The following is a 23120-nucleotide window of genomic DNA, read 5'->3' as shown; positions in this document are numbered from 1 at the left end:
GTATAATAAAATCAAAGTTAGTCAAAGATAGTCAAAGTCAACATACAGGAGGCATTGATTGATGAACTGTGAAAAATGTCAACAAAACCAGGCAACAATCCAATTAAGGTTTAATATAAATGGCAATAAAATAGAAACACATCTCTGCAGCAGCTGCTATCAGGCCGAAAAGCAGAAAATGAACGCTTCCTTCGGGTATCAGAATCCCTTTGAGGCTTCCGGAATGGAAGACCTGTTCAAACAAATGGGCGCCGGTGAAGGCATTGCCGGCAAGGAAATGAAACAGCAGCCAAGCCAAAAGCCAAACGGCTTTATTGACCAGTTTGGCAAAAACCTGAGCAATGCAGCGAACGCAGGCTTAATAGATCCTGTCATTGGCAGAGATGAAGAGATTGACCGTGTCATTGAAATTCTCAATCGGAGAAATAAAAATAATCCAGTACTGATCGGGGAGCCCGGTGTCGGGAAAACTGCCATTGCAGAAGGGTTGGCGCTGAAAATTTCTGAAAAGAAAGCACCACGCAAGCTGCTGAATAAAGAAGTTCATCTTCTTGATGTCGCTTCGCTTGTTGCCAATACCGGCATTCGCGGCCAGTTTGAAGAACGGATGAAACAGCTGATCACAGAGCTGCAGGAAAGAAAAAATATTATCCTGTTCATTGATGAAATCCATCTTCTTGTCGGAGCAGGTTCCGCGGAAGGCTCCATGGACGCGGGCAACATCCTGAAGCCTGCTCTTGCACGCGGCGAACTTCAGGTGATCGGTGCGACTACTTTAAAGGAATATCGCCAGATTGAAAAAGACCCGGCGCTCGAAAGGCGCTTCCAGCCTGTTCACATTCAGGAGCCAACACAGGAACAGGCTTTAGAAATCCTGAAAGGCCTCCAGTCTAAATATGAGGACTTCCATGAAGTCACCTATTCGGAAGAGGCGCTGTCAGCATGTGTCACTCTGTCAAGCAGGTATATCCAGGACAGATTCCTTCCGGATAAAGCCATAGATCTGTTGGATGAAGCAGGATCAAAAATCAATCTGACAGCAGAATATACACCTGGGGAAGAAATTGAGCAGAAGCTGGCTGAAATATCAGCAGCCAAAGAAGAAGTCCTGAAGAAAGAAAATTATGAAGAAGCGGCCAAGCTCCGCGAACAGGAAATCCAGCTTGAAAAAGCATTGAACAATGATTCCGCAGAAAGACCAGTTGTAAAAGTGGGACATATCCAGGAAATCATTGAAAGAAAGACCGGCATTCCGGTCGGCAAAATCCAGCAGGATGAACAATCCAAGATGAAGAACCTGGAAAAATCCCTTTCCGAAAAAGTGATCGGCCAGGAAGACGCAGTTAAAAAGGTCGCCAAAGCAGTACGCAGAAGCAGGGCTGGATTAAAATCCAAAAACCGCCCAATCGGCTCTTTCTTATTTGCCGGACCGACCGGTGTTGGTAAAACCGAACTGACAAAAACACTTGCTGAAGAGCTCTTCGGCTCTAAAGACAGCATGATCAGGCTTGATATGAGCGAATATATGGAAAAACACAGCATATCAAAAATCATCGGTTCCCCTCCGGGATACATCGGCCATGATGAAGCTGGCCAGCTGACTGAGAAGGTGCGGAGGAATCCATACAGCATCATTCTGCTGGATGAGATAGAAAAAGCCCATCCTGACGTACAGCATATGTTCCTGCAGATTATGGAAGACGGACGCCTGACAGACAGCCAGGGCAGGACCGTCAGCTTTAAGGATTCTGTTATCATCATGACGAGCAACGCCGGTGCAGGACACAGGGAAATCAAGGTCGGTTTCGGCAGCAGCGAAGCAGTCAAGGAATCAGGGATCCTTGATTCTCTGGGCAGTTTCTTCAAGCCTGAGTTCCTGAACAGATTTGACAGCATCATAGAGTTCAAACAGCTGGAAAAAGACAGCCTGCTGAAAATTGTACAGCTGATGCTTGCAGAGCTGAATACGGCACTGAAAGAACAGGATATGCTGCTGACTTTCACTGATGAAGCTGTTGAAAAATTGGCCGAGCTTGGCTATCATCCGGCGTTTGGAGCCCGTCCGCTTAGAAGGGCAATCCAGGAGCAGCTGGAAGACAAAATTGCGGACTTTATTCTGGAAGATCCATCCTGCAGGCAGCTGCATGCAGACCTTCTGAATGGAAATATTGCGGTTACTGGAAAATAAAAGATTCAGTTCAATTATGAAAGACATACAGAAGCCTGATTCAGGCTTACTGTATGTCTTTTTCTGTTGAGATGCGAAAGTTTTCCAACAAATTCTGACAAATTGTGATAAAATTGGTGAATAAATCATCCGAAAGGCACCAAAAGCCATGAACAAAACAAGCCTGATAGAAAGCCGGAATAAGCTTCTGATACAGCTGCTCTGGCTGTTTTACATAATAGATACAGCTTTTTACTCATTTGTCGATCAGCGTTATGATCTGCTGTGGCCGCCTGTCGGCCTCGGCTTTTGCCTGCTGCTCACCGGTCTCAATTATCTTAAGCCAAAGCCGCACTATATGATGATTGTAATCCTGGCCAGTATATACAGTTATCTGTTTTACCTGAACCTGCAGCTTCCTTATTTGGTCAATTATATTTTTCTGGTATTCGGGATCATATTATCAGCCTTTTACCAGAGCTATCTTGCCCTTGGCATTTCCACCTCGCTGGCTGCCATATCCCTCATAACCCTGAATGCGGCCAATGGCCATATAATTGCCGAAATGTCCGGCCCCGAGGACCTGCCTTATATTCTCCTTTTTGCCCTGCTCACAAGCATTCTGCTGTTTTTCATGATCAAACACGCGAACAGGCTGTGGGAAAAAGCGGAGAGAAATGAAATGAATGCGAGGAAGGACCTGGAATCGACCAAGTCCTATATTGACGCTTTTTTTGACAATACCAGCGATTCCATTGTAATTGCAGATGCAGATAAGAAAATCCTCAGGATGAATGACAGCTTCTGCCTGCTGTTTCACTCGGCAGCTCCTGAGATCGGGGACAGCCTTGAAACCATCATGGCGGATGAAAATGGTGAAATTTCCGCTATGCTTGATTCGGCGCTTCATGGCCGCAGTATTTCCGGTGCTGAACTTTCTTTTCCGGGTGTCAGTGATGAGCCAATCGTGCTAGAGGCAACCGTATCCCCTGTCTATAATTCTCAGCATAAGATTTTTGCAGCATCGATGGTCATAAGAGATGTTACTGAAAAGAAAAAGCTGGAAGAGTATCTGCGTAATTCTGAAAAACTGAAGGTCACAGGTGAAATGGCGGCGAGCGTTGCCCACGAAATTAAAAATCCATTAACTGTCATATCCGGCTTTATCCAAATGATTGGTGAAAAAGAGAATGATTACGGGCAATACATTTCCATCATTCATTCTGAGCTGGAGCGGATGAACGGGATCATAAATGAATTTCTGTATCTATCCAAACCGCACACACCATTGATGAAGCCTCAGCGTATAGAACCACTTTTAAGTGAAGCAGCCCTTCTTTTTGAATCTGAGGCACATTATAAAAATGTGCATCTTCTGAAGGATATTGCTCCTGGCTGCGGAACTGTCCTTTGCGACGCCGGCAAGCTGAAGCAGGCATGCATCAATCTTGTGCAAAATAGCATTGACGCTATGCCGGAAGGCGGTGTTGTAAAGATCACGTGCAGACAGACCATCTGCGGTGAAGCAAAAATTTTAATCGAAGACAGCGGATGCGGAATGCCCGAGGAACTTTTGCAGAATATCAAAAAACCTTTCTTTACCACAAAGGAATCAGGCACTGGCCTCGGACTGATGATTACAGAGCAGATTATCCAGCAGCATAAAGGAAGGCTCTCAATCACAAGCAGGGTGGGAGCTGGCACAACTGCCGAAATCCGTCTTCCCCTTTTTACAGAAGATCTGGACGGCAATCAATAAAATAACATTACCAACAAGAAAGAGCCGGGGAATCCCCGGCTCTTCTTATTTTACAGGCTTTTGTCATCTACAGAATTCAGCCAGCTTTCAATTTCACCGATCACGGATTCTACACAGCCTTCCTCAAATGGCGAAAGGAGATTGGCTTCCTTTACCAGCTCTGTGAAAGGAAGGCTTCCGCCTAAACCGCACAGCTTGACATAATCGCTCCAGGCGTCTTCCTGGTTTTCCCTTGAACGCTTCCAGAACTGGAAAGCACAGATCTGTGCAAGCGTATAGTCAATATAATAGAAAGGAGAATTGAAGATATGCCCCTGGCGCTGCCAGAAACCGCCATTCTCCAAATACTCATTTCCTTCATAGTCTTTATGCGGCTGGTATTTCTTTTCAATTTCCCTCCAGGCCTGCTTCCGCTCCTGTGGAGTAGCCGTGTGGTTTTCATAGACCCAATGCTGGAATTCATCGACGCTTACGCCGTAAGGAAGGAATAGCAATGCTGAGCTCAGATGGGAAAACTTATACTTTTCCGTATCTTCCTTAAAGAAATTCTCCATCCAGGGCCATGTGAAGAACTCCATGCTCATGGAATGTATTTCCGCCGCTTCATATGTCGGCCAGTTGTACTCCGGAATTTCAAAATGGCTGCTGGAATATACCTGGAAGGCATGGCCGGCTTCATGTGTCAGTACATCGATATCCCCTGAAGTCCCGTTAAAATTTGAAAAGATGAACGGTGCTTTATGGTTTTCGATATAAGTGCAGTATCCGCCCCCTGCTTTCCCCTTCTTCGCCACAAGATCCATCAGCTGATTTTCATCCATAAAGGAAAAGAATCTGCCTGTTTCTTCTGACAGCTCATCATACATTTTCTGGCCGTTTTCAATGATCCATTCAGGGCTTCCCTTCGGCACTGCATTGCCGGTCTTATATTGGAAAGGCTCATCATAGTATTTTAGCTCATCAAGGCCGATTCTTTCCTGCTGGCGCTGCTTTAGCTTTGATGCAATCGGAACAATATGCTCTTTGACCTGGCCGCGGAATTTAGCCACCATTTCAGCATTATAATCCGTCCGGTACATCCTGTAGTACGCCAGCTCCACGAAGTTATTGTAGCCAAGCTTCTGTGCAATTTCAGTCCTCACTTTGACAAGGTCATCATAAATCCGGTCAAGATCCTCTTCATTGTCAGCAAGGAATCCAAAACGCGCCTCCTGCGCTTTTTTCCTCATTTCCCTGTCGGTTGATTCAGTGAAAGGTTCCATTTGGGCAAGCGTCCGCTCTTCCCCTTCAAAATCAATCTTGGCAGAGGCCATCAGCTTCGTATATTCCGAGGAGAGCTTGTTTTCCTTCTGCATCAATGGAAGTATTTCAGGCTTGAATACCTTCAGCTGGGCATCAGCCAGTGCAAATAGCTGTTTCCCCCACTTTTCTTCAAGTTCTGCACGGAACCTGGAATCTACCAGTTCTTTATAATATTCCGTTACGTAGCCTTCTAGCTGCGGCTGGACTTCATCCATATAATCCTGTTCATTTTTATAAAATTCGTCATTTGTATCAATCGAATGGCGGATATAGCATAAATTGAACATCGTCCCGATATCATTGCGAATCTGATTGATTTCCTTCATCGCTTCATTCTGATCATCAGCACTTGCTGCCCCCTTGAACTTCTCCAGCACAGCCTCAAATTTCCTGCCCGCTTCGTCCATGTCTGGACGGACATATGTATATTCACTGAAATTCATTCTTTTCCCCCCGAATAGCTTTATTTTTCAAAAACCCTACTAAAGATTCGACATCCAGCTGAAAAATCCTCCTAAAAAACAAAAAACACAGCAAGATCACTGTGCTTTGCTTTAGAATCTTCCGACAGATAAGCCGAGCTTTTTTAATAGATCGATCGCTGTCTGCTTTTCTTCAATAGAAAGCTCTGTCATCAGTTCATGGATGAACTGCTCGTGAGACGGAAAGATCTCCTCGATGAACTCTTTGCCCTTTTCTGTAATCTGGGCAAATGTCACACGACGGTCTGTCGGGCAGGCCACACGGCGCAAATACCCTTTTTCTTCAAGCTTGTCCACAACATAGGTAATACTGCCGCTTGCGAGCAGGATCTTGCCGCCGATTTGCTGCAGCGGCTGATCTCCTTTGTGATAGAGCAGCTCAAGCACCGCAAATTCAGTCGGATTCAATCCGTATGTCTGAATCAGCTTATTGACATTCTCATTAACAGCCCTGCAGGCCCTTGATAAAACGATAAAAAGCTTCAATGATTGATTTACCTGTTCGTTCCCCATTTTAAACAGATCCTTTAACACATTATTTTATCTCAAATTCGTCATTATTATAAGGAAGGTTGCCCAATGTGTCAATTTTTGGGCTGCTATGATGGAGAATTGAATGTAACTTTCCAGTTTGCATTCAATTCTGCCTTCACCGGCTGTTCTCTCCGGATATATTCGGCCAGCAGTTCTGTCATATCCCTGTGGATTTCACGGATGACAGGCTTATTCTGAAACATCCAGTAGCCGCCTCCTCCTCCTGCCCGGTAATGGTTCATCACCACTTCATATACTTCATCCAACTTCATTGCCTCTCCTCTGTGCTCCAGGACAGTGACCCGGCTTCCTTCAGGGAGTGACAGATTGAATTCATAGTCGATACCTTCCCACATATCATAATTATAGTGCTGGGGCTTTGGCCTTGAAAAGGACGGATTCACTCCGATTTTCCCGTTTTCACTGACCTGGAAGTAGGAGGCAGACCTTTCCAGTGCATCTTTGATGTCCTGGCCTGTTACCTGCAATACAGCGAGTGTGTTTGGATAAATATAATTGGTCATAATATCCCTCATGGTCACCGTGCCGCTGAATCCCGGGGCACCTTCATTGAACAGGGCCGTACAGGATATATTTGCGCCGGAAGCGTCCATCTGGACACGGTTGACCAGCTCGATCAATGGATGCTCCCTGATTCTTGCTTCCAGAGGATCTGTGATCAGCATATTTTCCGTCAGAGAGCCAATTACTTCATCTAGCCACTTTTGCGTTTCATTTTCGTAAAAGCTTGCATCGTGGATGATTTCCTTGTCACACTCCCCTTCATTGCTGATCAAAGAAGACTCCAGGCCGGCAATCGTCCATTCATGGCGGACCTTCTCAAAAGTCACTTCTACTTTGCCCAGATGGCTTCCATGGGCCCCCGGCATGATGACCGGCACACCATTCACCTCTTTGCCTGCAATCCTCCTATGCTGGTGGCCCGTGATCAGCAGATCGATTTCCGGAAATTCCATGCAGATCCTGTAAGCCTCATTTTCTCCTGTTTCCTCCTCCGCCTTGGCCCCCGTTTCCAAATCCCGTTCAAAACCTCCATGATAAGCGACCGCAAGGAAGTCAGGCTTTTCGGTTTCTTCTATATAGGGAATCCAGCGCCCAAGGGCCTCGATTGCCGAATCGAAGAAAAGTTCCTGGATATGATCAGGTCTTTCCCAATTCGGGATATGGCTTGTTGTAATCCCAAGGATGGCTATCTTTAGATCACTCATTTCTTTAATCACATAGGGTACTCCGAAATACGGCTCCTTCGTTGTCCGGTGCAGCACATTGGCGCTCAGCCAGGGAAAATTGGATTCGCTGGCCGCACTCTTGATCATTTCGATGCCATAATTGAATTCATGGTTTCCGATTACAGCAGCATCATATTCCAGCTTATTCAGGACCTGGACCATAGGGTTGACACGGTGCTTTAAGAACCGCGAATAATGGTACGTTAGCGGTGTGCCCTGGATCAGGTCGCCATTGTCCAGAAGAAGTGTATGTTCGGACTTCGCTTTCTCCCGTCTGATCACTGACGCCAGTTTGGCAATTCCCTCACTCAATTCTTTTCCAGTGCTGTAATCATATGGATAGATGCTGCCGTGCAAATCAGATGTAATCAGGAACGATACTGTCTCTTTGTTTTTCATCTAACTCCTCCCTTTAGTTCCTATTTATCATTCTCGGCTGCTGTTAAACTTGAATTGTCCATAAGTGGTATAATAGCAAAAGAGCTGGCCGGTTAAGAGGCGCTCTTCCAATTATATAAATATCTATTGAGGTACATACAAATGAAAAAATCAAGGAACTATATTTTGTATCTCGCAGCCGTTTTGGTCCCTGCAGTCATTTCCAGTCTCTTTTATATGAACAAGCTGCTGGATCAGAATATCAGCGACCGCCAGGAAGCAGCCAGGTGGACCGCAGCGATCCACCAGCGCCATTGGGATGATTTTATCTCGGAAACTGTTTCTACCCTCGAGGTCCTTTCCATTGCGGCATCAGCGGAAATGCAGAATCCTGCTAAAATTTCCCCGCTGCTTCAGCGCATCCATTTGATGGATTCACGCTATGGGGGATTATATGTAGCCAATGCCAGCGGTGAAGTTATTGCAGGTTCAAACTCTCTTTTTGACAACAAAAAAATGCTTGAAAAAGATTATATACAGGAAGCGATGGATGCTAAGGATATCGTCATTTCCTCCAGGCAGGAAACGCTTGAAAACGGCCAGAAGGTTATTGGCCTCGCAGCTCCGGTGCTAGGAGAAAACCGGAAGATTGCCGGAATTGCCATAGCGCAGATCAGGGTGGACCATATTGAAAATATCTTGACCATGCTGACGCCGGATGCCAGGCTTGTCGTCTACAACCAGGAAGATGCTCCCATCATGAGCTTTAATATGGGGCCTTCCCGTTCATTTGGGGACATGCAGACAGTCATGATGCCGATCGAGAGGCTCCCCTGGACGATCAAAACAGCCGTACCTGTCAGAGATAACGCTGCGATCTTTAAAGAGGCAGCAGGATTTATTGCAAGGCTGCTGATCATCTTCCATATCATCTTCTTTTTCATCAAATATATCATGCTTAAAAGGCAGGCTGCAGAAGAAAAGAAGAAAAACGAATTGCAGAAGCTGGAGCTGGTCGGCACACTTGCAGCAAGCACAGCCCATGAAATCCGGAATCCTCTGACCGGAATAAAAGGGCTTGTACAGCTTCTCAGTGAAAAATACACACATTCGGAGGATCAATACTTCTTTAAAGTGATTGACACAGAGATAAGCAGGATCAATGAAATTGTAAGTGAATTCCTGATCCTGGGGAAGCCTACAGCCCTGAAAACGGAAAAAATCAATCTTAAAGAGATCATTTTCGACTTGATCCCCCTTATCGAATCCGAAGCGTCACAGGCAAGCGTCCAGTGCAGTTATCATCTGCCGGACATGCCTGCAATAGCCGATGGTACTCAGGATCAGCTGAAGCAGGTCCTTCTCAACCTTGCGAAGAACGCTTTTGAAGCTATGCCGGACGGCGGGCAGCTGTCCATCTCCCTGCACACCGGCGGCAAATGGCACAGCATCATTCTGGAAGATACAGGGACCGGCATAAAGGAGGAAGATCTGGATAAGGTTTTCACTCCATTTTTCACATCAAAGGATATGGGTACCGGGCTCGGCCTTGTAGTATGCCAAAGGATCATCGAGTCCTTCGGAGGCAGCATCAGCATCTCAAGCAGATTGGATGAAGGAACAAAAGCCGAGATCCTGCTGCCTGTAAAAGAGTGAGGAACCAGGCCTCCATCAAATAACACATATAAAGCAGGGCAGCGTACGGTGCTCTGCTTTATTTCATTCAAGGGTGAATATCGGCTGTTTCGCCTCGATCCTGCCCTTCAGTTCACCCATCATCGAAAGAAGTCCGCTGCTTCTGTCCTCTGGTGCAATTTTTTTATGGAGAACGGTATAGAGAACAACATCCCTTAGCTTTAGAAACAGCGGCAGCTGGGCGTTCCAGCCGGGAGGCAGCGGCCTGATCTCCTCATAGCCTGCAGCAAATGCTTTCAGGAAGAGGGAAGCAAAGGCATCTTTCTCCTCCTGCCTGCCATCCATGTATCGATAAAGGACCGAGTAATACACTGGGATAGCTATATCTGAAGCAAACCAGTGATAGGCACAATCATCGAAATCAAACGGATAGACCTGCGTTCCATCAAAAAAGAAATTGCCTGAGTGCAGGTCAGTATGCACAAGCCCAAAGCTGTCTTCTCCGGCAGGCAGCTCTTTAATGCTGCTGATAAGCTCCCTGCTGTTTGCTATAACACTTGCATGCCCATCAGCCGGTACATATCTTTCAGGAAAAAGGACATCTTCCTCATCCCAGCCCGGCCTTGTTCCAATTTTAGCATTTGCCTTATAAATGGCTGCTGCGGCATGCATCTGGGCAATGACCCTTCCCCATGACTGGAAAAGAGGCTTATCAAACTCTTTATCTGTAACTTTTACCGGCCTGCCCGGAGCTTTGGAGAACAAACAAGCATAGAACTCGCTGCCATCCCTGCACCCAGCGGTTATGATGTTAATTCCCTTCGGGGCCAGAATGACCTCAGGAACATGAATTCCTTCGGAGAATAAATGGTTGAGCCAATCAATCTCGGCAGCAATGTCCTGCAAAGACCTGTGCGATTGATGAGTAAGCCTGAGGATAAAGGAATCTTCCCCCTTCCTCACTTCATAAACATAATTTTCAAAATCCCCCAGCAGCCTGCAATCCTCTTCAAGTCCATAAATGTTCAGTATGTCTTGAAGGATAGAGCTGCCATCCAGCAATCCCTGAATATGTTTTTCCATATCTGCCTCCTTACTTGACTTCATCACTGTTCATTAAAAATGAACCATGGATAAATCTACTAAAATATATTATGCTATTTTATTATGTCTTAATTCTATAAAAAACTCTATCGACAGATAAACATCAGGAGGGAAATCAATGGGACACCCTGCAGCCGTCCAAAAGCGGGAATACAGTGAAAAAACAGCCTACAAGGTTTTATTTATTATTGGGATCTGCCATCTATTGAACGATACCATCCAGGCTGTAGTGCCTGCGATGTTTCCGATCCTCGAAAAGTCCATGGGTCTGACTTATACCGAGCTCGGCATCATAGCTTTTTCCCTGAACATCGTCTCTTCGGTCCTGCAGCCGGTTACCGGCATGCTGACTGACCGGAAGCCGATGCCTTTCGCACTTCCAGCCGGGCTGGCCATTTCTTTGGCAGGTGTGCTGGGCCTGGCTTTGGCCGCCAATTTTCTTTCAATAGTCCTTTCTGTTGTGCTGATTGGACTTGGTTCAGCGATTTTTCATCCTGAAGGGTCGCGTGTAGCCTATATGGCTGCCGGTACAAAAAGGGGGCTGGCACAGTCCATTTATCAAGTGGGCGGCAATACAGGACAGGCACTCGCCCCGCTCATTACTGCCCTTGTACTTGTGCCGCTGGGGCAAAGAGGCGCTGCCTGGTTTACCTTGGCCGCCGCCCTGGCTTCCGCCCTGCTTGTCTATATTGCCTTCTGGTATTCCGGAAAGCTGAAAGAAGAAAGTCAGATCCTCTTAAAAAAATCAAGGATAAGGAAAAAAGGGCAAACTGCCTTGAACAAAAAAATAGCTCTTTCACTGGCCGTTATCCTCTTCCTGATTTTTGCGCGGTCCTGGTATATCTCAGCCATAACCAATTTCTATGCTTTTTACGCTATCTCAGAATATTCCTTCACGATCACTCAGGCACAGGTATTTTTATTTGCTTTCCTGGCAGCCGGTGCTGCTGGGACGTTCTTTGGCGGCCCATTATCAGACCGTTTCGGAAAGAAGAGAGTCATATTTGTCTCAATGGCCGCATCTGCACCATTCTCGATCCTGATTCCATACATGCCGAAAGAACTTGCTTTTGTCTTTCTGCTGCTGACCGGCTTTATTCTTATGGCCAGTTTTTCAGTTACGGTTGTATATGCCCAGGAGCTGGTGCCGGGAAAAATCGGAACCATGTCCGGTCTGACAGTCGGCCTGGCATTCGGCATGGGAGCGATCGGCTCAGTGGCACTCGGATGGCTGGCTGATATGATCGGCCTTCCCCTGACATTGGCCATCACCGGCTTCCTCCCTCTGTTGGGACTTTTATCGGCCCTTCTGCCTGCAGACCGCCAGCTTGCAGAAATGCAGGCCAAATAGAAGTAACAGCAGCTTTTGAAAAGGGCTGTCCAAACCGGATTTCCGGCTTGGACAGCCCTTTTCATGTTCATTCTTTTTTATTGCGCAAAGATTTTACCGGGAACTTTTTTCTTCCTGCTGTATATATTAGTATTGCGCGTTAAGCCCATAAATACGGTAACTTTATATTGCATGGTGCTCATCATGCTTTAAATGAAAGGCGGGGAGCTTTATACCATGAGTGAGGTAATTGTCGGGAGCGTACTGTCTGCCCTTTCAACAGGCCTTGGGGCTTTGATCATACTATTTATGCACGGAAGCATCACCCACAGCTGGAGAGATATCCTATTGGCTTTCACAGCTGGCATCATGATGGCAGCATCCATGATGGGCCTTATACCGGAGGCGCTCTCTGCGGGGGGATTTCTGCCGCTGGCTGCAGGTGTTTTCCTCGGCGTCCTATCCTTGACGCTCCTGGAGAAGAATATACCCCATATTGACCTTCAGCATTCAAAAAAGGGGCTTGAATTCGATGAAAAGGCAATGCTTATCATCGCGGCCATCACCCTGCATAATATTCCGGAGGGTTTATCGGTGGGGGTCAGCTACGCTTCGAGCACAGAAGATACAGGCAACCTGATTGCCTTTGCAATCGGCCTGCAAAATGCCCCTGAAGGATTTCTGGTGGCGTTATTTCTGGTAAACCAGAAAATACACAAATTCAAAGCATTTATTATTGCTACCCTGACAGGTGCTATCGAGATCGTCACCGGCCTCCTCGGTTTCTATCTTACATCATTTATCAGCTTTCTTGTTCCCTATGGCCTTGCCTTCGCCGCGGGCGCCATGCTGTTCATCATCTATAAAGAGCTGATTCCTGAGAGCCACGGGGATGGAAATGAACGGACTGCCACTTACTCCTTTATCGTCGGCCTGCTGTTCATGATTTTTTTAATCAATATTTTTTAGTCTGGGCAAATATAGAGAAGGGGGGCCTTAATGTCAGGCCTCCCTTCTCCATGATACTGTTTAGATCAGCTGCAGCTCCGCCGGGGAGCCTTGCTTTCCAATAGTTGTGTGATCGTTTGTTTATGCTGTGCTGTTTTCTTCTATGAGGAGAATAGCTGTGAAGTGTGATTTGCGAGTAATTTGTGAAGTAATGTATCGCGAAAAATGTTCCGGCCTTGTCACCGATGCTCCTTTTTTCAAGCTGACAACTGCAAACCTGCCACTATCCGTGCATTTTATACTTTTGCCAGCTCTCTCGGCCAAAGGATCATCTCTTTATAGGGGCCCTTAAATGCTTCCTTATTTCTATTTTCTCTCTTCATGCTTTGCTGAAACTCCAGAATCAGCTTGTCGAGCTCCTGGCTGCAGCGGATTGTTGCTGCACTGGAAACCCCTTCTCTCTCTGCAATCTTAATCATCGCTTCCCTTTTCACCTGGATTTCTTTCATTAAATATTCATTTGACTGGCACAACTTTCTTTTCCTCCTAATCTGTATCCCATTCCTTTTTATAATCCAATCAGTCTATCTTCCCTCTTTAATTATTTATCTCTATATATAATAATGAAAACAAAGGCGTTTTCCCCAGTCATCCCTTATCTATTTGACACCATTCGTGGAATGCTGAGAAATAATAGGCCACTTGAAGCATTATTACAAGAATTTCTATAAAAGTAAATAGATTCGCAATATTAGACAAATTCTTCAGAAAAAAATGTTCTTTCGCAAATCGAAGTATTCTTTTTCGACAAATTCCTTCATGTTTTGCAGAAAAATCTGGCGGTGTTGAACAGAAAGAGGGGCAAAAAAATGCAGCTTATTAACCATTTTTGTTTTTCTGTATCAAATCTTGAAAAATCCATTTCTTTCTATCAGCAAGCATTCAACGCAAAATTGCTTGCTTCCGGCAGGACAGTCGCTTATTTTGATATGGATGGGCTGTGGATAGCTATAAATGAAGAAAAAAATATTCCGAGAGAAGAAATCAAAGATTCTTACACTCATATCGCTTTACATGCAGAAGAAGGAGAATTGGCAGCCCTCAATAAAAATTCAAAAGCTGTTTTTCCTTGCGGTAATAATCAAGACGATCCTGCGGGGTGCCGGTGTGATATTCGAATTTATGCCCATCCGGATCCTCAAAATAGATGGACAGGCCGTCTTTTTCGTGCCTCCTTCTGCCTGCAAGAATAACAGCTCCGGCTTTTATAAGCCTTATTTCCAGTTAAGCAAAAAGCTGTTTTAACTACATAAATTATAATAGGAATCACAAAATAAATTATAAAACCCTGTTGATTGAAGTGGAAGTCACGCAGACTCCTGCGGGATTGCAGCGGCAGAGCTGAGACCCCGCAGGAGGCACGACGAGGAGACTCAGCGCCGCCCCGCGGAAAGCGAAGTGCCTGGAACGGAAATCAACAGACTCCATTTGAGGAAGAATCTAGGTAATTCAACAGACAGCTAAAAAAATCAGAATGGAGAATCGCAATAAAAGTATTAAACCCTGTTGATTGGAGTGGAAGGCACGCAGACTCCTGCGGAATTGCAGCGGCAAAGCTGAGACCCCGCAGGAGGCACGACGAGGAGACTCAGCGCCGCCGCGCGGAAAGGAAGTGCCTGGAACGGAAATCAACAGACTCCATTTGAAAACCTATAGTATGGTAAAAAGGGATAAAAAATAGGATCGGCATTTCCCGATCCCATTGTTAACAGCCTTCAGGCATTCAAGCTGCCTCATTCTCTTCAATTAAGCTTCTGCGCCTTCTTTTTCATAGATAGGAACCCAGCCTTCAGAGGTAACAAAGATGCGCGCGGCGACAACCTTGCGATCTTCCTGGAGAGTAAAATAATGCCTGATATTTTCCGGCACAGAAATCAGGTCGCCCGGATCAAGGAACACTTCAAAAAAGTTTCCGTCTTTACCCTGGATGATGAAAACTCCATGCCCGCTGACAATAAAACGGACCTCATCATCTGTATGATGATGCTCCTGCTGAAAATTCTTCAGCAGCTGATCAAGATTCGGCGTGCTTTCAGACAGGGAAATAACGTCCTGCGCCTGATAGCCTCTCCGTTCTGAGATATCCTTGATTTCAGCAGCAAAGCTCTCAAGAATCCTTTCTTTCTCTTCATCTGAAAGATTATACTTTTCTCTCAAATCCTCCGGCAGCTTCTGAATGTCCCAGTTTTCATAAATGACTTCCTGGCTGTCAAGGAAAGCGGCAACCTCTTCCTGGTTCCTGATTTCTTCTTTAGTTTCCTGCAATACAATATATGCCATTGTTTTAATCTCCCCTCAACTTTTTTATATAACGGCTTGAAGCGGCTTATGCTGCAGCAGCTTCAGCTGATAGCGGAATAAAAACTCCGAAGCCTCCAAAAGCTTTTTGGCTTCAAAAGGGGTGCGCCCCCATACTGTAATTCCATGGTTGCGGATCAGGACAGCACCTGAGTCAGCAAGAATATGCTCTGAAAAAGACTCAGCAAGCCTTGGGATATGGGCGTGATTCGGAATGATCGGGATCGTCAGGACAGCATCTTCTTCCCACATATCAAAAGCTTTGATGAGCTCCTGGCCTCTGAAAGAAACAGAACCTGCATCCCCATATAGTTCAGAAATCACATTATTATCAACTGTGTGGACGTGAAGGCTGCAGCCCGCATCGGTATTGTTGTAGATTTCCACATGAAGAAGCGTTTCTGCAGAAGGTTTCAGATCTGTTTCCCAAACTGGCTTCCCGCTGTGGTCGACTAGCAGGAAATCCTCTTCTGTCCGCCTGCGCTTATCTTTCCCGCTTGCCGTAACGAGGAATTGAAGCGGCTCGCCGGCAACCTTGATCGCAAGGTTCCCGCTTGTCCCCATAAACCAGTCACGGGCAGCAAGTTCATCCTTAATATCTGCCAGCTGGTCCCATTTTTCCTGAATACAACTCATGATCTCACCCCTGCCAACCTTTTTAATTCGCTGATGCAATCGAAAAAGTCGGTGAATGGCCTGTGATTCAGGCCGAGCTCACTGCTTTTCTGCAGCAGCAGATCTCTTGCCAGGACAAAATCTGCCTGCTTGGCTGCCTGAAGATCTGTAATGCTGTCGCCTATGACAATCTTATATAATCCTTCTTCATCCCGCGACCTCATGATGGAAGGCTTGCAGCAGCCGCAGCCGTTTACACATTCTTCATCACATTCATGCGGCCAGATGATTTTAATCGCTTCCCCGCTGAAATCAGAATGGTTGCAGTAGATAGCTTCAAAAGGGCCATACTTCTCAAGCATCGGATGAATGAAAAAGTCGATGCCGCCGCTGACGATGTATAAAGGGATATTTTCTCCTTTTAGATACGCAATGAACTCCTCAAATCCTTTTCTTATCTTGGCCTGGCCAAGCACAAAACTGGTGATTTCCTCCTTCAGGCTGCTCGGCAAAAGCCTGAACATCCGGCCGACGCCTTCCTGAATGGAAATCTCTTCTGCCAGTACCTTGTCCTTCAAGGCTTCCCATTCAGGCGGAGCGAAACGCTTCATTACGCTGATAATATTGTCTGACTCCGTTATCGTTCCATCAAAGTCGCAGAATACTGCAAGATTATCCATGCTGCACCACCTCTTTGCTTCCCCAAAGCGCTATCGCTTTTGCCAGTTCAGGAAATTCCTGTTCTGGCTGCTGCAGCGTTTTTCCGGCAAGCACAAGATCGATCGCCTGGCGGAATGCTGCACCGCCGCCTCTTGCGCCGTCAGGATGGCCATGCACGCCGCCGCCGGCATTTATGACGCTTTCAACCCCGAAATCTTTGAAAAGAAGCGGGACAAGCCCCGGATGGATGCCGGCTGAAGGGACAGGAAAACTTTTCTTATATATATCTTCCTCTGTGAGCGCAGTACTGATGGATAGTGCCTGGTTCCGCTCCAGTGCCACGGATCCATATGGCGACGGGAACAGTGATAAATCAGCACCGGCCATGCGGGCTAGTTTTCCGAGAAGCAGGCTGTGGCTCATACCATAGAGAGCAGAAGAGGTCATCGCCCCGCTCACTGCCGGGTGGGCCATGATAGGCAGGCCGATGTCCCCATCCTCCCTTAACGCCTGCAGCACATCCAAGCCGTAGGCAAAGGCATTGAACAGCAGCATATCTGCCCCGAGCTCTGCCGCTCTTTTTGCTTTGTCCTTCAGTTCAAACGTACGCCCCGTCAGATTCACTGCATAAAGTGTCCTTTGCCCTGTTTCTTCAAAGGCTTCCCTCAGCACCCTCTTTCCTTCTGTAATCCTCTGGGTGAATGGGGCAAGCTCATTATCAAAGAAAATTTCATCATCCTTGACAATATCGATCCCCCCGCGGGCCTGTTCCTTCAGCTGCTTCAGAAGATAATTGAGATCCCTTCCAATCACACCTTTGAAGATGCTCATCAGCAGCGGCCGCCCATGGACATCAAGCTTATTGCGGATTCCTTTGATGCCAAAGCGCGGGCCCGGGAATATCTGTTTGAAGTCTTCTGCTGCATGCAGATCCAGAAGCTTGATTTTTCCGTCGAGCGAAAGCTTCCCGAATACAGTTGTCAGAACAGCAGGGATATCAGCGCTGAAATTGACAGCAGGGTAGGCGATTTTAATCAGTGCTGCACCTTCATTCCCATATGATCCCTCAACAGAAACGACTCTCCCTTTATGTTTCTTGAGCTGATCCCGCTCAAGATCCGGCAGATCTGTCCAGGAACCCACTGTCAGGCCCAACGCAATTTCTTCTGCCTTTTTCTCCAAGTTCCCGCTGAAACCGTTCAGCAGATAAGACGCAATCACTTCACCCATATCGATTTCCTCCTGCCATTTATGTATAGTCCATGCTGTATTGTCAATTGTAAAAGGCATGTAAAACAATGCCTCAAAAACAAAGAAAAAACCTCTTCAGAAAGAAGAGGTCAGCGCTGTGTCCAACATCTTCTCATCTATCAGCCTACATGCTGCAAGAATTAGCACCGTGCTTTACACAAAGTCGGTTGCCGGGCTTCATAGGGCTAGTCCCTCCGCCTGCTCTTGATAAGAAAACGAAATATATGTGAGATTTAAAAGTATTCAGATAATCAATAATTCATTTGGATTATGTCATGATTATAAAAACATGTCAATTGATTTTTCAAAAAATATTCAACTTTCCGATCCGGGCTGCGGCCTCTTTAAGTCTCTCTTCATCTGCAAGCAGGCCTGCGCGGACATATCCTTCCCCATACTCGCCAAAACCGATGCCGGGAGCCACCACAACATGTGCTTTTTCGAGCAGTACATCTGCAAATCGCTCAGACGTCCATCCTTCCGGCACTTTCAGCCAGGCAAAAAAGGATCCCTGCGGAGCTTTAACATCCCAGCCTATCTCCCTAAGGCCTTCAATAAAAGCCTTCCGCCTGGAGGCATAGATCTGCACCAGCTCATCCACACAGTTCTGCGGCCCGGCCAGCGCCTCGGCTGCTGCTTCCTGTACTGCGCCAAACAGGCTGACATAAAGATGATCCTGCATTAGATTGATGGCTTCTATCACACTTTCATTCCCTGCCGCAAACCCCACTCTCCAGCCTGCCATATTATACGTTTTCGAGAGTGTATAAATTTCAATGCCCGTCTCTTTTGCCCCTTCCGCCTGCAGGAAGCTGACAGGCTTTTCGCTGTTAAAGCCGATCGCACCGTAGGCAAAATCATGGACGACGCAAATGTCGTTTGCCGATGCAAAGCGGACCGTTTCTTCAAAGAATTCCTTCGTAGCCGTTGCACCGGTCGGATTGTTCGGATAATTGAGGAACATCATCCTGGCTGACTGGATGTCCTGCTCAGAAAGCTCACCATAATCCGGCAGAAAATGATTTTCTTCTTTCAGAGGCATGACAGCCATGGACGCTTTCGCAAGGGCCACCCCTGACCAATAATCAGGATAGCCGGGGTCGGGAACAAGTATCGTTTCCCCCGGATCCAAAAGGCATTGAGGGATTTCAACCAGGCCGGCTTTCCCGCCGAATAAAATGGCTATTTCCTTTTCCGGATCAAGGTCCACCCCATATTCCCTTTTGTAAAATTCCGCCGCTGCAGCTTTCAGGCTGTGCTGCCCGCGAAAAGGGGAATATTTGTGATTAAGGGGATTTTCGGCTGCTTCCTGCAGCTTCCTGACGATATGAGGCGGAGTGGGCCTATCAGGATTTCCCTGGCCAAGATTGATGACATCATGCCCCTGCCCGGCATACCTGGCTGCTTTTTGCACCAATGTCGCAAAGAACTGCTTTGGCAGACTTTGCAAAAGTTCAGATTGAGAAAATATTTTCATCACATAGTCACCTGCTTTTCATGTGGATTAAATTTTTTTGTTTGAAAAACTAATGACAAATGATATAACGTAAAAGGCAGGAAGTAAAGAAATATTCTGCAATTTAAATATATAATCCTTTGCATACGGAGGTTTACCCAATGAAAATAACCTGCATCCAAATGGACATCTCCTTTGGCAGCCCTGAGAAAAATTTCGAAAAAGCTGCAACGCTGATCGAGCGTGCAAGCAAGGATAATCCCGATATCATCGTGCTGCCCGAGCTGTGGACAACTGGCTATGATTTAACCCGCATGGAAGAAATCGGGGACGTGAACGCAGAATCAAGCATCCGGTTTTTGCAGACTATGGCCCAAAAGCATCATTCTGCCCTCATTGGAGGAAGCGTCGCAAATAAAACAGCTGATGGCGTTTTCAATACCCTGCTTGCAGTCAGCAGCACAGGTGAACTCCTGCACCAATACAGCAAGCTCCACCTTTTTAAACTGATGGATGAACATCTCCACCTGTCACCCGGGAGCGGGGATGCGTCTTTCAAGCTGAATGGCCATCCGATGGCCGGCTTTATCTGCTATGATATCCGTTTTCCTGAATGGATCCGCAAGCATGCACTTGAAGGAGCAGAAGCCATTTTCGTTGTGGCTGAATGGCCTCTGCCCCGCCTCGCCCATTGGCGCGCGCTGCTGATTGCGAGAGCCATTGAAAATCAATGCTTTGTGGTTGCCTGCAACAGGGCTGGATCTGATCCTGCCAATCAATTTGCAGGACACTCCATCATCATCGATCCATGGGGCGAAGTCATTGCAGAGGCTTCAGAGAACGAAGAAATCCTCTCAGCAGAGCTCGACCTCAGGCTTGTAGAGGAAGTGAGGGCGCGCATCCCGGTTTTTACGGACCGCAGGCCTGAATTCTATTAGAATTTTTTAAATTTTTATTGACAGAAAACATGAGCCGCTGTTACTATTTTTTCAAACGGCTGAGACAGCCGGTCTGACAAACTAATATTCTCTTATCAAGAGCAGGCAGAGGGACTTGGCCCGATGATGCCCAGCAACCGACCGTAATTCCATCGTGAGATGGGGCGCAATACTTGCGCCGGAGAATTTCTCCATAAGGCACGGTGCTAATTCCAGCAGAAAGCTTGGCTTTCTGGCAGATAAGAGGTGCGAAGCTCAATACTTCAAGCCTCTTTCAGCATGAGAAAGAGGCTTTTTTATGTCCTGATGGATAAACAAAGCCTCCAAATTCAGGAGGGAAAAATCATGACACTCGTAAAAAATAAATATGCTCCGCTGACAGAAAAGACAGCCGCAGAACTCGCTGTAAGCCTTGGCCAGTTTCCCGGCAATGCATCTTTAGCTACGGAAGAAATAGGCGACGGCAATCTTAACCTTGTCTTTAGGATCAAGGAAAACGGGACAGGAAAAAGCCTCATTATCAAGCAGGCTCTCCCTTTTGCCAAGGTAGTAGGCGAAAGCTGGCCGCTGACTTTGAAAAGGGCTGCGATTGAAGCAGAAGCTCTTAAACTTTTTAAAAAGCTTGCTCCGGATTTTGTGCCGGAGGTCTTCTACAATGATGAAGAGCTCGCGGTGACTGTGATGGAAGATCTTTCACACCTGGAGATCAGCCGTACAGGGCTGATCTCTGGAAAAGAATATCCGCTGCTTTCCGGCCATCTTGGAAACTACCTGGCAAGAACTTTGTTCTATACCTCTGACTACGGCCTTCTGCAGGCTGATAAGAAAAAGCTTGCCAAAGATTTTTACAACCCGGAGCTGTGCAAAATTACGGAAGACCTGATATTTGCAGATCCTTTTTTCAATAGCCCGACCAATGATTTTGAAGAAGAGCTGAAAGGCGATGCAGAAGCCTTATGGGCTGATTCAGCATTGAAACTTGAGGCGGCGCGCCTTAGGAAGATTTTCTTAAATGAAGCGGAGGCGCTCCTTCACGGGGACTTGCATACAGGCAGCATCTTTGCATCCAATGCTGAGACCAAAGTCATTGACCCGGAATTTGCTTTCTATGGTCCTGCAGGTTTTGATATTGGCCAGGTGATTGCAAATCTTTTATTCCAGTCAATCGCCAATCCTGAGAAAACAAGACTAATAGACCAACATATAAAATCATTCTGGGAAGCTTTTTCCCAGGAGTTCACCCGTTTATGGCAGAATGATAATAAAGATCCTTTTGCAGGAACAGATGGTTTTCTTTCCGCTGTCCTCCGGAAATATTGGGCAGATGCCGTCGGCTTTGCAGGCTGCGAGCTGATAAGAAGGACAATCGGGCTCGCACATGTTGCCGACCTTGACGGAATAAAGGACAAAGAAAGGCGCCTGTCTGCCAAAAGAGCGGCACTGGCTGCAGGGAGAAACCTGATCCTTCAGCGCAGTGAAATTGCAGATGCAAAGGAATTATGCAGGAATGTCAGCCTCGTTTACGCAGGGTAAAAATATGGTATCCGGCCGGTTCGGAAAATCTCAGTTTTTCCGCCAGCCTTATACTTGCCAGATTGGCCGCGCTGCAATCCCAGCGCGGCTGCAGATTTTTCTCCAGGGAAGCTCCGATGAATCTGGAGCCAAGTATGGCACCCAGCCCATGGCCCCTGCTGCTTTCAGCTATATGGATATCCATTTCTGCATATTCCCTGCTCCTGAATATAGAAATGCATTCCCCTGCTGCCCGCTCCCCCATCATCACCCTGACCCCAAAACCAAATTTCAGAAACTGCTCAACCGAGCCCCAATATGTGCTGAAATATTCAATCGGAAACTCGGAGTATTTGCCTGCTGATTGCCTGCTGAGCTCAAGAATGCAGACTTTGCTTGAAGGAGGGACAGGTGCCGGCGAAAACTTCTGGAAAGAATAGCGCCGGTGCATGTCCAGCTTATCCCCAAACCGCTCTGAGAGGAATTGGTCCCAGCCCTTTGAACCGGAAAAGAGCGTAAAACGCCCGCCGCTTTTCTCAGCCTCCGCCAATTTCCCAGCCAGCAGTTCACATGAACCGGAGTCCGTACTGCCTGCAGCAAAATGGATGCCGCTGCCGTGGGATATAAGGAGGCACCCTTCCCTTTTCTTCACCTCACCCGGTATGAAGCCATCTAGAACTGCTAAGGCAAAGACAGGAATAAAACCTGTACCTGGTATATTTGCGTATTCTTTATCCATATCAAACTACTCCGGCTTTGCCCACATTTCACGGGGATTCAGCTCATAAATGCCGTTTTCCCTGTACATGAAATGGTTGATGATGAATTCCCTCCTGATCGTTGCATAGTCCTCATGGAATTTCTTTATATACTCATTAAGCTCATTTTCTGGATATTTCTCACCCATCTTAAGTCCTGAGGCGATATGTTCAAAGATGAACAGCTTTTTCTTGCGCTGTGCCGGAATATTTTTCAGCTTACCTTCTTTTGTGATAAAGTTTTCGATAACCTTTTGTTTCTCATTGTGCATTTCCAGCATCTCTTCCATCTCCCCTTCTTTTTTATCAAACATATCAATGAGCACTTCTGCCTGCTGCTTGATAACCGACTCATTCACATAATAATATATGGTATTTTTATCACGGCGCTGATAGATGCCATTAATAGCTTTCAGCTTGTTTAAATGATGGGTGATTGTCGGAGGAGTCAGTCCCAGCTTGCCTGCAATTGCCTGGCCATGGAGAGGCCCATTCGATAATAGTGCAATAATCCGTATTCTGGCAGGGTCGCCCATCGTTTTATGAAATGCCACTAATCTGTCTAACTGCATAAAAAACCCTCCAAATTCGATATATATCTAATTAGATTTATATCAAATCAGCTCTCAGAAGTCAATTCACTTTTTGTAAAAAAAATGCATCATTCCACTGAATGATACAAA

At 46.5% G+C, this 23120-nt stretch carries 19 protein-coding genes, 2 pseudogenes and 2 riboswitches; of the genes and pseudogenes, 8 read left to right on the top strand and 13 right to left on the bottom strand.

Going from position 1 to position 23120, the window contains the following annotated elements; genetic code table 11:
- Window positions 1-61: 61 nt before the first annotated feature.
- Together AC4E8B_RS08600 and AC4E8B_RS08595 are read left to right on the top strand one after the other, a co-directional pair.
- The gene (locus tag AC4E8B_RS08600; RefSeq protein WP_490218204.1) at window positions 62-2188 is read left to right on the top strand and encodes an ATP-dependent Clp protease ATP-binding subunit; all 2127 of its coding nucleotides are present in this window, start codon (window positions 62-64) and stop codon (window positions 2186-2188) included.
- A gap of 148 nt (window positions 2189-2336) precedes the next feature.
- The gene (locus AC4E8B_RS08595) at window positions 2337-3926 is read left to right on the top strand and encodes a two-component system sensor histidine kinase NtrB (RefSeq protein ID WP_490218202.1); all 1590 of its coding nucleotides are present in this window, start codon (window positions 2337-2339) and stop codon (window positions 3924-3926) included.
- A gap of 50 nt (window positions 3927-3976) precedes the next feature.
- Here the strand turns inward: AC4E8B_RS08595 and AC4E8B_RS08590 are convergent, their stop codons facing one another.
- From AC4E8B_RS08590 to AC4E8B_RS08580, 3 genes are all read right to left on the bottom strand, one after another.
- Entirely contained in the window at window positions 3977-5671 is a 1695-nt protein-coding gene (locus AC4E8B_RS08590) for a M3 family oligoendopeptidase (protein ID WP_490218201.1), read from the bottom strand.
- 111 nt (window positions 5672-5782) lie between these two features.
- Complete coding sequence (locus AC4E8B_RS08585) at window positions 5783-6223, bottom strand: MarR family winged helix-turn-helix transcriptional regulator (protein ID WP_490218199.1); 441 nt, start codon at window positions 6221-6223, stop codon at window positions 5783-5785.
- A gap of 86 nt (window positions 6224-6309) precedes the next feature.
- Window positions 6310-7893 (bottom strand): bifunctional metallophosphatase/5'-nucleotidase, encoded by a 1584-nt coding sequence (locus AC4E8B_RS08580; protein ID WP_490218197.1) that lies wholly within the window; start codon window positions 7891-7893, stop codon window positions 6310-6312.
- Window positions 7894-8034: 141 nt separating this feature from the next.
- On the opposite strand from AC4E8B_RS08580, the gene AC4E8B_RS08575 reads away from it, so the two are divergent.
- Entirely contained in the window at window positions 8035-9528 is a 1494-nt protein-coding gene (locus AC4E8B_RS08575) for an ATP-binding protein (RefSeq protein WP_490218195.1), read from the top strand.
- A gap of 63 nt (window positions 9529-9591) precedes the next feature.
- On the opposite strand, the gene AC4E8B_RS08570 is transcribed toward AC4E8B_RS08575, so the two are convergent.
- Entirely contained in the window at window positions 9592-10590 is a 999-nt protein-coding gene (locus AC4E8B_RS08570) for a phosphotransferase enzyme family protein (protein WP_490218193.1), read from the bottom strand.
- Window positions 10591-10729: 139 nt separating this feature from the next.
- On the opposite strand from AC4E8B_RS08570, the gene AC4E8B_RS08565 reads away from it, so the two are divergent.
- Both AC4E8B_RS08565 and AC4E8B_RS08560 read left to right on the top strand, forming a co-directional pair.
- Window positions 10730-11962: an MFS transporter gene (locus AC4E8B_RS08565; RefSeq protein ID WP_490218191.1), complete on the top strand. Its 1233-nt coding sequence runs from the start codon at window positions 10730-10732 to the stop codon at window positions 11960-11962.
- 216 nt (window positions 11963-12178) lie between these two features.
- Window positions 12179-12910, top strand: a complete 732-nt coding sequence (locus AC4E8B_RS08560; protein ID WP_490218190.1) for a ZIP family metal transporter — start codon at window positions 12179-12181, stop codon at window positions 12908-12910.
- A 275-nt stretch (window positions 12911-13185) separates the two neighbouring features.
- Here the strand turns inward: AC4E8B_RS08560 and AC4E8B_RS08555 are convergent, their stop codons facing one another.
- Entirely contained in the window at window positions 13186-13398 is a 213-nt protein-coding gene (locus AC4E8B_RS08555) for an aspartyl-phosphate phosphatase Spo0E family protein (RefSeq protein ID WP_490218188.1), read from the bottom strand.
- A 360-nt stretch (window positions 13399-13758) separates the two neighbouring features.
- On the opposite strand from AC4E8B_RS08555, the pseudogene AC4E8B_RS08550 reads away from it, so the two are divergent.
- Window positions 13759-13959: pseudogene (locus tag AC4E8B_RS08550) on the top strand (VOC family protein); the annotation flags it as partial.
- A gap of 31 nt (window positions 13960-13990) precedes the next feature.
- Here the strand turns inward: AC4E8B_RS08550 and AC4E8B_RS08545 are convergent.
- The 6 genes and pseudogenes from AC4E8B_RS08545 to AC4E8B_RS08520 form a co-directional block, all read right to left on the bottom strand.
- Window positions 13991-14140: pseudogene (locus AC4E8B_RS08545) on the bottom strand (VOC family protein); the annotation flags it as partial.
- Window positions 14141-14695: 555 nt separating this feature from the next.
- The gene (locus AC4E8B_RS08540) at window positions 14696-15229 is read right to left on the bottom strand and encodes a cupin domain-containing protein (protein WP_490218187.1); all 534 of its coding nucleotides are present in this window, start codon (window positions 15227-15229) and stop codon (window positions 14696-14698) included.
- Between the two features lie 24 nt (window positions 15230-15253).
- Entirely contained in the window at window positions 15254-15883 is a 630-nt protein-coding gene (locus AC4E8B_RS08535; RefSeq protein ID WP_490218185.1) for a methylthioribulose 1-phosphate dehydratase, read from the bottom strand.
- The gene (locus tag AC4E8B_RS08530; RefSeq protein ID WP_490218183.1) at window positions 15880-16542 is read right to left on the bottom strand and encodes a 2-hydroxy-3-keto-5-methylthiopentenyl-1-phosphate phosphatase; all 663 of its coding nucleotides are present in this window, start codon (window positions 16540-16542) and stop codon (window positions 15880-15882) included. The genes AC4E8B_RS08535 and AC4E8B_RS08530 overlap by 4 nt, the downstream gene beginning before the upstream one ends.
- Window positions 16535-17752, bottom strand: coding sequence for a 2,3-diketo-5-methylthiopentyl-1-phosphate enolase (mtnW, locus tag AC4E8B_RS08525; protein ID WP_490219580.1), 1218 nt, complete (start codon window positions 17750-17752; stop codon window positions 16535-16537). The genes AC4E8B_RS08530 and mtnW overlap by 8 nt, the downstream gene beginning before the upstream one ends.
- 130 nt (window positions 17753-17882) lie before the next feature.
- Window positions 17883-17987, bottom strand: a riboswitch (SAM riboswitch).
- Window positions 17988-18077: 90 nt separating this feature from the next.
- Window positions 18078-19250 (bottom strand): pyridoxal phosphate-dependent aminotransferase, encoded by a 1173-nt coding sequence (locus tag AC4E8B_RS08520; protein WP_490218181.1) that lies wholly within the window; start codon window positions 19248-19250, stop codon window positions 18078-18080.
- A gap of 140 nt (window positions 19251-19390) precedes the next feature.
- On the opposite strand from AC4E8B_RS08520, the gene AC4E8B_RS08515 reads away from it, so the two are divergent.
- Both AC4E8B_RS08515 and mtnK read left to right on the top strand, forming a co-directional pair.
- Entirely contained in the window at window positions 19391-20167 is a 777-nt protein-coding gene (locus tag AC4E8B_RS08515; protein WP_490218179.1) for a carbon-nitrogen family hydrolase, read from the top strand.
- Between the two features lie 89 nt (window positions 20168-20256).
- A riboswitch (SAM riboswitch) is annotated at window positions 20257-20413 on the top strand.
- A gap of 99 nt (window positions 20414-20512) precedes the next feature.
- Window positions 20513-21700, top strand: a complete 1188-nt coding sequence (mtnK, locus tag AC4E8B_RS08510; RefSeq protein WP_490218177.1) for an S-methyl-5-thioribose kinase — start codon at window positions 20513-20515, stop codon at window positions 21698-21700.
- Here mtnK and AC4E8B_RS08505 read toward each other — a convergent pair.
- On the bottom strand, window positions 21678-22418 hold the full coding sequence (locus AC4E8B_RS08505; protein WP_490218175.1) for a GNAT family N-acetyltransferase: 741 nt from the start codon (window positions 22416-22418) through the stop codon (window positions 21678-21680). The genes mtnK and AC4E8B_RS08505 overlap by 23 nt on opposite strands.
- A gap of 6 nt (window positions 22419-22424) precedes the next feature.
- Window positions 22425-23009: a DUF2087 domain-containing protein gene (locus AC4E8B_RS08500; protein WP_490218174.1), complete on the bottom strand. Its 585-nt coding sequence runs from the start codon at window positions 23007-23009 to the stop codon at window positions 22425-22427.
- Between the last annotated feature and the right edge of the window lie 111 nt (window positions 23010-23120).

It is taken from the genome of Bacillus sp. SRL543, assembly GCF_984799205.1.
This window is presented reverse-complemented; position numbering and strand designations above follow the sequence as displayed.

Coding starts and splice junctions, on each gene's coding strand:
- AC4E8B_RS08540 (WP_490218187.1), bottom strand. CDS start 15,229: ATGGCATATATTGTATTGCAGGAAACTAAAGAAGAAATCAGGAACCAG.
- AC4E8B_RS08500 (WP_490218174.1), bottom strand. CDS start 23,009: ATGCAGTTAGACAGATTAGTGGCATTTCATAAAACGATGGGCGACCCT.
- AC4E8B_RS08535 (WP_490218185.1), bottom strand. CDS start 15,883: ATGAGTTGTATTCAGGAAAAATGGGACCAGCTGGCAGATATTAAGGAT.
- mtnW (WP_490219580.1), bottom strand. CDS start 17,752: ATGGGTGAAGTGATTGCGTCTTATCTGCTGAACGGTTTCAGCGGGAAC.
- AC4E8B_RS08580 (WP_490218197.1), bottom strand. CDS start 7,893: ATGAAAAACAAAGAGACAGTATCGTTCCTGATTACATCTGATTTGCAC.
- AC4E8B_RS08530 (WP_490218183.1), bottom strand. CDS start 16,542: ATGGATAATCTTGCAGTATTCTGCGACTTTGATGGAACGATAACGGAG.
- AC4E8B_RS08505 (WP_490218175.1), bottom strand. CDS start 22,418: ATGGATAAAGAATACGCAAATATACCAGGTACAGGTTTTATTCCTGTC.
- AC4E8B_RS08585 (WP_490218199.1), bottom strand. CDS start 6,223: ATGGGGAACGAACAGGTAAATCAATCATTGAAGCTTTTTATCGTTTTA.
- AC4E8B_RS08555 (WP_490218188.1), bottom strand. CDS start 13,398: ATGAAAGAAATCCAGGTGAAAAGGGAAGCGATGATTAAGATTGCAGAG.
- AC4E8B_RS08515 (WP_490218179.1), top strand. CDS start 19,391: ATGAAAATAACCTGCATCCAAATGGACATCTCCTTTGGCAGCCCTGAG.
- AC4E8B_RS08575 (WP_490218195.1), top strand. CDS start 8,035: ATGAAAAAATCAAGGAACTATATTTTGTATCTCGCAGCCGTTTTGGTC.
- AC4E8B_RS08560 (WP_490218190.1), top strand. CDS start 12,179: ATGAGTGAGGTAATTGTCGGGAGCGTACTGTCTGCCCTTTCAACAGGC.
- AC4E8B_RS08520 (WP_490218181.1), bottom strand. CDS start 19,250: ATGAAAATATTTTCTCAATCTGAACTTTTGCAAAGTCTGCCAAAGCAG.
- AC4E8B_RS08590 (WP_490218201.1), bottom strand. CDS start 5,671: ATGAATTTCAGTGAATATACATATGTCCGTCCAGACATGGACGAAGCG.
- AC4E8B_RS08570 (WP_490218193.1), bottom strand. CDS start 10,590: ATGGAAAAACATATTCAGGGATTGCTGGATGGCAGCTCTATCCTTCAA.
- mtnK (WP_490218177.1), top strand. CDS start 20,513: ATGACACTCGTAAAAAATAAATATGCTCCGCTGACAGAAAAGACAGCC.
- AC4E8B_RS08565 (WP_490218191.1), top strand. CDS start 10,730: ATGGGACACCCTGCAGCCGTCCAAAAGCGGGAATACAGTGAAAAAACA.
- AC4E8B_RS08595 (WP_490218202.1), top strand. CDS start 2,337: ATGAACAAAACAAGCCTGATAGAAAGCCGGAATAAGCTTCTGATACAG.
- AC4E8B_RS08600 (WP_490218204.1), top strand. CDS start 62: ATGAACTGTGAAAAATGTCAACAAAACCAGGCAACAATCCAATTAAGG.